Source organism: uncultured Campylobacter sp. (assembly GCF_937997595.1).
In the GTDB taxonomy this organism is placed as follows: Bacteria; Campylobacterota; Campylobacteria; order Campylobacterales; family Campylobacteraceae; genus Campylobacter_B.
The window spans coordinates 1-2938 of sequence record NZ_CALKTS010000133.1; the positions used below are offsets into that span (position 1 = coordinate 1).

3 protein-coding genes are annotated in these 2938 nt (G+C 53.4%); 1 reads left to right on the forward strand and 2 read right to left on the reverse strand.

Annotation, left to right across the window (positions count from 1 at the left end):
* On the reverse strand, positions 1-1022 hold a 1022-nt coding region (gene thiH, locus Q0614_RS04620), incomplete at its 3' end, for a 2-iminoacetate synthase ThiH (RefSeq protein WP_298786878.1).
* A gap of 267 nt (positions 1023-1289) precedes the next feature.
* On the opposite strand from thiH, the gene Q0614_RS04625 reads away from it, so the two are divergent.
* Positions 1290-1907, forward strand: coding sequence for a tetratricopeptide repeat protein (locus Q0614_RS04625; RefSeq protein ID WP_298786874.1), 618 nt, complete (start codon positions 1290-1292; stop codon positions 1905-1907).
* A gap of 353 nt (positions 1908-2260) precedes the next feature.
* On the opposite strand, the gene Q0614_RS04630 is transcribed toward Q0614_RS04625, so the two are convergent.
* Positions 2261-2938, reverse strand: a 678-nt coding sequence (locus Q0614_RS04630) for a thiazole synthase (RefSeq protein WP_298786876.1), incomplete at its 5' end; no start/stop codon positions are given.

A 2938-nucleotide genomic window follows, 5' to 3' on the forward strand; every position in this document is an offset into this window, starting at 1 on the left:
TCGCTTACGCTGCGCGCGTCGCTGATCTCGAACTGCTCGTCGCCCCTCTGCTCGCTGTGTCCACCGATACCCACGCTCACGCCTGCCGAAATTTTACTCGCCGCGATCCCGATCGCGTTATCGCGGAAGCCCGCCCTCTCGCGCGTGGAGATCGTGATCTGCGCACTTGGCAGCAGCAGCCGATACGCGCACATCACCTGCAGCAGCTCGCGCTCGCCGACGTCCTTCGGGTTTATTTTGTCGTTGTTGATGATCGGGCGCAGGCGCGGCACCGAAAAGGAGATCTCGGTGCGCGGGTACTTGCGCTGAAGCAGCCACGCGTGCACGCCCGTGGCAAAGGCATCGCGGCGGAAGTCCCCGAGCCCCAAAAGCGCCGCAAAGCCCACGCCGCGCATACCGCCTCTGATCGCGCGCTCCTGAGCTGCGAAGCGATACGCAAAAACGCGCTTGTTGCCCGCAAGATGCAGCTGGGCGTAGCGCGCGGGATCGTAGGTCTCTTGAAAAACGGTGACAAAATCGACGCCGCAAGCGTGCAGATAGGCATAATCGGCGGAGTTTAGCGGATAAATTTCGACGCCGATTACCTTAAAATACTGCCGCGCGAGCTCGCAGGCGCGCCCGATGTAGCGCACGGGGCTGTTTTTCTCGCTCTCGCCGGTGAGGATTAAAATTTCTTCTAGCCCGCTCGCCGCAATCGCCTCAAACTCCGCCTTTAGCTGCGTCTCATCGAGCCTTGCGCGCGCGATTTTGTTTTTGCAGTTAAAGCCGCAGTAAACGCACAGATTGTCGCAGTAGTTTGAGATGTAAATCGGCGTGAAAATGGCGATGTTGCTGCCAAAATACGCGACCTTCTCGCGCGCTGCAGCTTGCGCGATCTGCTCCAAATGCTCGCCCGCGCGCACGCTTAGTAGCGCGGCAAAATCGCGCAGACCTCTGTTTTTCGCGCTGATCGCCCTTTGCACGTCAGCCTCGCTCGCCTCCTCGCAAAAGCCCTCGCGCAGAGCAAGCGTGCGCTCCATCATCTCGCTTCCGATATCCTCCATGCCCGCTAGATAGCCGGTTCCCATCATCTTTAAAATTTTCCTTTTAAATTTTCATTTAAATTCCACGCGGCACGTTTTTGCGTGTAAATTTACGCGCCGCAAAGTTTCTTTTCGTTTGGTTTAGAAGCGCATTTTAGCAGGATTTCGGTAAAAAATTTTAAAACGGAGCGCCCCGTTCGCATTTTAAATTTTAGTGATTATTAAAAGACGAAAGAATATACTTTCGTAAAATTTTAAGGAGAAGCGATGAAAAAAATCATTTTAGGTTTAGCCCTGTTGGGCTCTTTGGCTTTTGGCATAACTTTTAGCAAAGAGCAAGTTAAACAATTTGAGCAAAATTGCGAAGCAGGCAATATTGAAGCTTGCGGTAACGCCGGCGCTCTTTATCAAAATCCGACCGTATTCGGGGGAAACGCATCCGATAGAGACTATAAAAAAGTGCTTTATTATTACAAAAAGGCTTGCGATGGAAACGATTATGCAGCTTGCTCGGATTTGGGAGCAATGTATGATAATGGCATAGGGGTAAAAAAGGATTATAAAAAGGCTGTCGAGCTATTCGATAAAGCTTGCGACGGCGGAATCGCAGACGGCTGCAACAATTTAGGTCATATGTATGCAAATGGCAAAGGAGTTAAAATGGATATGATGCGGGCTATGGGATATGCCAGAAGAGCCTGCGATGCGGGGAGCTGGGTAGCTTGCGGGAATTTTGCTTCAGGTCTCGAAGCCAATAACGACAGAGCAATGGCGACACAATACTATCAAAAAGCCTGCGAAATGGGTAAAAAAGACCCGGCGCTATTAGACTATGAAAAAGACTATTTACGAGAATACTGCGATAAATACGACATACTAAAATAGCCCGCTGATCAATCGGGTTTCTCTCGATCAGGCTGCTTGGCGCGATGAAATTTTAAAATTTCATCGCCGAGCTTGCTGCGCGTTACACCGCTACCAAATTACTTTTCGTCACAGTGCTTTAAGATGCCTAGCGAAATGCGGAATTTATCTCGTTTGGCATAGGGCTTAACAAAGTGTGCTGAGATTTAACTCACATGGCGCAAATTTCCACGACGTAAAATTTTAAAATTTCACGTCGTATCTATCGGCTGCTACGCCGAGCTTGCGCGATATGTATCCGTCAACCCAAGAAATGCAAATTCCGCGCAAAAAAACACGGCTCGCGCAACTAAGCGCGTTTAAAATTTTAATCGCTACCTCAAAAATCCCGTTAGCGGCGAGCTTGCGCAGGCTGTTTTGCAAACGGCGCCGAGCCCCGCCAGATAGGCATCGCGCCCCGCCTGCACGCCGAGCGCAAATGCCCGCGCCATCAGCGCCAAATCCCCGCTCGTGGCGATCGCCGTATTTACCATCACCGCAGCGCAGCCCATCTGCATCGCCTCGCAGGCCTCGCTAGGCGCGCCGAGCCCCGCATCTACGATGATCGGCACGTCGATTTCGTCTAGCAAAATTTCGATCATTCCGCGCATCATCAGCCCGCGATTAGAGCCGATTGGCGCAGCCAGAGGCATCACGGCGGCAGTCCCTGCGCTTACCAGATCGCGAGCGACGCACAGATCGGCGTGCATGTAGGCAAGCGGCACGAAATCCTCGCGTGCCAGGGCCTCGCAGGCTTTGATCGTCTCGGCGTTGTCGGGCAGAAGGTACTTGCTGTCGCCTATGATCTCGATCTTTACGAAGTCGCCGCAGCCAAGCTCGCGCGCGAGCCGTGCGATCCGCAGCGCCTCCTCGGCGTTTCGCGCGCCGCTGGTATTCGGCAGCAGCGTGACGCCGCGAGGGATGAAATCCAAGATATTGCGGCTCTTGCTTTCGTTAACGCGACGCAGCGCAAGCGTGACGATCTCGCAGCCCGCGTGCCGCACGCAGGCGTC

Bases quoted from the DNA above. Each gene is read 5' to 3' on its own strand.
- Q0614_RS04625 (WP_298786874.1), top strand. From the start codon at position 1,290: ATGAAAAAAATCATTTTAGGTTTAGCCCTGTTGGGCTCTTTGGCTTTT.